The organism is Okeania sp. SIO3B5, from assembly GCF_010692555.1.
GTDB lineage: Bacteria > Cyanobacteriota > Cyanobacteriia > Cyanobacteriales > Microcoleaceae > Okeania.
On record NZ_JAAHHG010000265.1, the window covers coordinates 1 to 5774 of the forward strand.

General features: G+C 38.6%; 6 protein-coding genes. All 6 read left to right on the forward strand.

What is annotated here, in order from left to right; genetic code table 11:
* Positions 1 to 198 precede the first annotated feature (198 nt).
* The 6 genes from F6K54_RS27295 to F6K54_RS27320 all read left to right on the forward strand — a co-directional run bounded on the left by F6K54_RS27295 (position 199) and on the right by F6K54_RS27320 (position 5404).
* A complete protein-coding gene (locus F6K54_RS27295; protein ID WP_293084620.1) occupies positions 199 to 417 on the forward strand; it encodes a hypothetical protein in 219 nt (72 codons plus the stop codon).
* 214 nt (positions 418 to 631) lie between these two features.
* Positions 632 to 811, forward strand: a complete 180-nt coding sequence (locus tag F6K54_RS27300) for a hypothetical protein (RefSeq protein ID WP_293084623.1) — start codon at positions 632 to 634, stop codon at positions 809 to 811.
* A 719-nt stretch (positions 812 to 1530) separates the two neighbouring features.
* Complete coding sequence (locus F6K54_RS27305; RefSeq protein ID WP_293084626.1) at positions 1531 to 2175, forward strand: Uma2 family endonuclease; 645 nt, start codon at positions 1531 to 1533, stop codon at positions 2173 to 2175.
* Between the two features lie 462 nt (positions 2176 to 2637).
* On the forward strand, positions 2638 to 3819 hold the full coding sequence (locus tag F6K54_RS27310) for a GNAT family N-acetyltransferase (protein ID WP_293084629.1): 1182 nt from the start codon (positions 2638 to 2640) through the stop codon (positions 3817 to 3819).
* 658 nt (positions 3820 to 4477) lie between these two features.
* Positions 4478 to 4867 carry a hypothetical protein gene (locus tag F6K54_RS27315; protein ID WP_293084630.1) on the forward strand — a complete coding sequence of 130 codons (390 nt, stop codon included), beginning with the start codon at positions 4478 to 4480 and terminating at the stop codon, positions 4865 to 4867.
* Between the two features lie 99 nt (positions 4868 to 4966).
* Positions 4967 to 5404 (forward strand): PEP-CTERM sorting domain-containing protein, encoded by a 438-nt coding sequence (locus tag F6K54_RS27320; RefSeq protein ID WP_293084633.1) that lies wholly within the window; start codon positions 4967 to 4969, stop codon positions 5402 to 5404.
* Positions 5405 to 5774 lie beyond the last annotated feature (370 nt).

A 5774-nucleotide genomic window follows, 5' to 3' on the forward strand; every position in this document is an offset into this window, starting at 1 on the left:
ATGGTGTCATATGGTATATTGTTCCAAACATCTTCTCTCAATCTACTTAATCCATAACGCCTACTAGGAGCTGGGTTATAAGTTAAAGTATTGCGGTTTTCCTATAGTTCTGTTTGCTATAGCTATTGACAATTATATGCACAGCCATTATTCTAACTAACTTAGAAATCTTGGTAGATTCTGCATTGTTGGGAATGCTTGAATAAAGTCTCTAAAAGCTTATCAGAGCGCTGGCATTCTTGCTCTAGATGTGGTCAAGAATTAGATAGAGACTATAACTCAGCCACCCCTCTAGCTCCCCTCCCAGGAGGGGATGGGGGTGGGTTGGATTATTATCAACACAGGGGGAGGACATCACCTCTGTTAAAACAGCGGTCAGGGTTTCCCTGGCGCTCAGAATCCCGCATTGTCCCGTAAGGGCAACGTCGGGAGTATGTCAATTTGATCGGGATTAAACCCTAAGAAGCTTATTTTCACTGTAGGTGACGGTGAGGTTTTCAACAAGAGTTGCTTTGCAATACTGCTGTTGAAACATCTGCTTCCTCAAACTTAATACCCTATACCTAACTAGGGTTTGCTGAAAAAGTCTTTTTGCGCTCGGCAGGGAGTAGGGAGTAGGGAGTAGGGAGTAGTGAAAACTCAAGAGGAATCAGGAGTTGTAGAGGACCTATTCGGAAAAACTATCCCAATAGTGATTCTGCCTCTATCTTACCCCAATACTCACTTTTTGAGCAATGGACGGCAAAAACCTGGTACTTTTTCACTACCTAAAAAGGCCAAAACCTTTATATATCAAGACTTTTATATTTAATCAGCAAGCCCTAACTAGAAGTTTAGCGACGATAAATTTCCATATTGCTGAATGGGGTGTGCAGTGCGCACCCTATCTGTATCTTGTGCTACTTTTAATCTCGTCAAAACACTCAAATTTGATTAAAGCGCTTCAGTAGATATAGCATCACGCTATGATAATAGAATCATTGACAACAGTGAAGGCAGTTCGCCACTTTTTTCACCACAGCAACTGAAAAGCTCATACTTTTAATAGACATAATTTGCCGAAAACCAATATCAGTCAATGCGCGCGATATTTAATCAGCAAGTCCTAAGTAGGGTTTGCGCTCAAAAGTCTTATGGGTAAGGGTAGGAGACAACCCACCCCTAGCCCCTCCCAGGAGGGGAGGGGGAGACAGGAGGAACGGGGAATTATAGAGGAGGTAGGAGGAAGAATAATCAAGGGATTATTCTGCGTAACTATGAGCCTAAAATGCTAATTTTTTGAACCATTACGACCTAAAATCTTGGACTTTTTTTAACTAAAAAATGCTAAAACCTTTATATGTCAATGCTTTTATATTTAATCAGCAAACCCTAAGTAAATAGAACTGCAAAGTCTTAATTTTCAGAATAATCCACTATTCTGAAAATCTATGTAAGTTTTTCCCACTCGTAGTAATTAATCAACAACTCAATTTATCTAAATAATATAATATAATCCTTGAGTATATCATCATATAATAAAGGAAAAAAATGCTGCTAGAACTCAAAAGATTAACCGTACCACCAGGGCAAAAAGTGTTGTTAAAAGATGTAAGCTGGCAAGAATTTGAAGAAATTCTCACAGACTTAGGAGAAAATCGTGCTTCTCGAATAGCTTATGCAAATAACACTTTAGAAATTATGAGTCCATTACCAAAACACGAACTTAGCAAAGAAATTATTAGCGACTTAGTAAAAGCACTCTTAGAAGAACTAGACAGAGAATTTTTAACTCTAGGTTCCACAACTTTCAAAAATGAACAAATGGCAAAAGGAATAGAACCAGACAATTGTTTTTATATTGAAAATGAAGCTAAAGTTCGTGGGAAAGAACGCCTAGATTTAACTATCGATCCACCACCAGATTTAGCTTTAGAAATAGATATAACTTCTCGTACTCATCTGAGTATTTATGCCAATTTAGGAGTAGGGGAACTTTGGCGATTTGAAAAAGAAAAATTACAAATCTATGTGTTAGAAAATAATAAATATGTAGAATCAGAATTTAGCCCTCATTTTCCAGATTTGCCCTTAACTGAAATAATTCCAGAATATAGTATTCGCTGTCAAAATATGGGTAGAAATCAAACTATGAAAACCTTTCGGAATTGGGTGAGAGAACAAATTATTAGTTAGTAAAGTAGGTAAATAGTTATTTTCCTATTTCTTCTATTTCAAATTAGCTTTATAGCAGTATGTTTTTTGGTGTTTTACAATAAATTTTGGTTGTAAAGGAGTAGTAAGGATGTCTTTCAGTTTCTCCCCCACTCCCCCCACTCCCCACTCTCTTTATCTAATTACCGAAAAATTGTGGTTTAAAGCTTCCTCCTTTAAGGGGATAAAAAGAAAAATTTTCCTTTGAGTCAATCCTCTTCTTTTAAAGGAGAGGTAATTGTTAATTATTAATTATTAATTATTAATTATTAATTATTAATTGTTGAAACCGATGCTACCGGACATGATATCACCGCATTCTCCTGTACATCGTCCTATCGGCGACTCCCCTATCTGACTACTTCTTCAAGCACGGCCAACAAATGCACAATAAGTTGAGAATAGATTAACTTAGATATCGGATACGCCAATAAAGATTTAAACATGATCCAACAGCCTAAACCTCAATATTCTCTAGCCTGGATTGGTAAAATTGCTGAAGTCCCTAAGCCAGAGTGGGATTCTCTGGCCCAACCTTTAAAAACCCCCTTCCTAGAATGGGACTGGCTGCATAATATGGAAACTTCTGGTAGTGTGGGTGGTAGAAGTGGATGGCTACCGCAACATTTAACGGTATGGCGAGATAGACAACTAATAGCAGCAGCTCCACTTTATATCAAGGGACACAGTCAAGGTGAATTTGTTTTTGACCATCAATGGGCCGAGATAGCTTACCGCTTAGGTATTGAATATTACCCGAAGTTATTGGGAATGTCGCCTTTTACTCCTGCTGAGGGATATAGATTTTTAATCGCGCCTGGGGAGGATGAGGATGAAATGACAGCTTTGATGGTCAGGGAAATCGATCATTTTTGCGATCGCCATCATATTTCTGGATGTCATTTTCTCTATGTCGATCCAGAATGGCATCCTGTACTGCAACGTAATGGTTTTAGCAGTTGGCTACACCATAGTTACATTTGGCAGAATCAAGGTTATCAAACTTTTGATGACTATCTCAAGGTATTTAATGCTAATCAACGTCGTAATATTAAGCGAGAACGTAAAGCAGTAGGAAAAGCTGGTTTACAAATGCAGACTTTGACTGGGGATGAAATACCGAAAGCTCTGTTTTCTCAGATGTACAGTTTTTACGAAAGTACCTGCGATAAATTTGGTTGGTGGGGTAGTAAATATTTAACGAAGCGATTTTTTGAACAATTACATCACGACTTTCGCCATCGAGTATTATTTGTGGCAGGTTACAGTGAGGAGGACGACCGCTTCCCTGTGGGAATGTCGTTTTGTATTACTAAGGGCGATCGCCTTTACGGTCGTTACTGGGGCAGCACTTACGAAATAGACTGTTTACATTTTGATGCTTGTTATTATGCTCCGATAGAATGGGCGATCGATCATGGTGTTAATACTTTTGACCCTGGTGCTGGTGGGCGTCACAAAAAACGGCGTGGTTTTCCAGCGACACCTAACCATAGTATGCACAAATTTTATCATAATCGTTTGTCAAAAATCTTCTTGTCTTATATTGAGCAAGTGAATGAAATGGAACAGCTAGAAATGGAGAGAATTAATGAGGATTTACCTTTTAGTCAGAGTAATTCTTAGAAAGTAAGAAAAAATGGGGCTTAATAGTTTTGTGGAATGGGCATCTTGCCCGTTCCTAATATTTTCCACATTGTCGAAAATCGACAAGTTTTAAAAATATTCTTGTCGATTTTCGCTTCATATTATGCTGAATACATTGCTATGACTAAATTTTAGTAAGATTTTGAATTTGTCAAAAATTTGTCGATCTTCACTGTCGATTTTCGACAATGTTTTGATTTGCCTATTCTATAATCTGTAATTAGGGTTTGCGCTCAAAAGTCTTTTTGCTAAGACAGGGAGTAGGGAGTAGGGAGTAGGGAGTAGGGAGTAGTGAAGAGTCAAGAGTCAAGAGTCAAGAGGAATCAGGGGTTGTAGAAGAGATACAAAGGAAAAATTATCCCAGGCCCAAGTCTACCCAATTTTTACCCAAATACTCAATTTTTGAGCATTCTTAGGGGAAAACAGGGGTACTTTTTCACTACCTAAAAAGCCTAAAACCAATATCAGTAAAGACTTTTATATTTAATCAGCAAGCCCTAATTAAGTTATCGATCGCCAATAACGGGAGTAACCACATTTTTAGTAAAGAAGTGTTTCTACATTAAATCTAACCGTAGAAGCAAACCGCTGTTTGTCCCTACATCTAAATCTAGATAATGGAATAATGGAGAAAATTATGAGTAATCAAAAACATCAATTAATAAATCAAGCTATTCTATCTATAGCTACTACTTTTAGCCTTTTTTCTGCCACTATTGCTAATGCTGCATCTCTCAATGTTCTCTGGTATGGTCATACCAATGCTTACAATTCCACAATCTCAGAAATAGCTACTCTAGCACCAACATTTGACCCAGAAGGCGACGGCAGTTTAGATTGGAATCTCACTTTCTGGAATCCCCAAGACCCCACACCCAATTTTTCTGATTATGATGTTTTGGCGATCGGAACTGGTTCAAAATTTCAAACGCCAACTCAGGCATTTAACTTCGATCCTACTAGGATTTTAAATAACAAAGAGGCGATATCCGCAGCCAGGGGCAACCGTACTTTCTTAAGCGGTTAGGATGCAGATCATCACTACACTTATAACGTTGGTCCCCGCCCTAATGGTCCCCTGGGCTTTTTAATCAATGCCGTTAACTGGGCAGGCAGTGGTGAAGGTATGGGTATTGTCGTTTTGCCTGATGGTCATGGCGGACTTAGCGCTCCACCATCTCGGCGTCAGCGGTGGTGGTTAAATGATCGCTCTTTTTTGAAGGATGAATTAGAAAGTTATGTTTCCTATGTTGGGGACGACAGCGTCGTGATTCCCACAGAGACCTCCGAATTTCCTGTGAACGAAGGCTTAACAACCGCAGGTTTAAGCAACTGGCGTGGTTCTGCTCACGCTGCTTTCGACAAAAATATTCCCGGTTACTTATCTATTAATGATGCTGGTTCTCGTCCTGGTTATGCCGTTACTATTGTCACTGCCTCCGAAGCTGACGGTGGCACTGGAGGGCCTGAAACAGAAAAAGTTCCTGAACCAGGTTCAATTTTTGGTCTATTTATATTAGGTGGTTTCGGTGTTCGTTCTCTTTTATTGCGTATATCGCAATAATACAAAATAATACAAAAAAAAATCAGATTTGGTGATTCATTAAAAGAGCGATCGCTCTATTGAGATACAAACGTCGTAGTTAAGAATTAGACATCCAGTAGGGTCAAACGGCCGTTCGCTTCTACATTTAGGTCTTCGTTCTCTTTTATTGCGTATATCGCAATAATACAAAATAATACAAAAAAAAATCAAGACCGCTTATAGAAAAGAGCGATCGCCTCAAAACTTTAGGGTAAAAAGGCCGTTTGCCCCTGTATCTAACATCATCGAGAAAATTATGAGTAATCAAAAACATCAATTAATAAGTCAAGCTATTCTAGCTATAGCCACTACTTTTAGCCTTTTTTCTGCCACTGTTGCTAATGCTGCA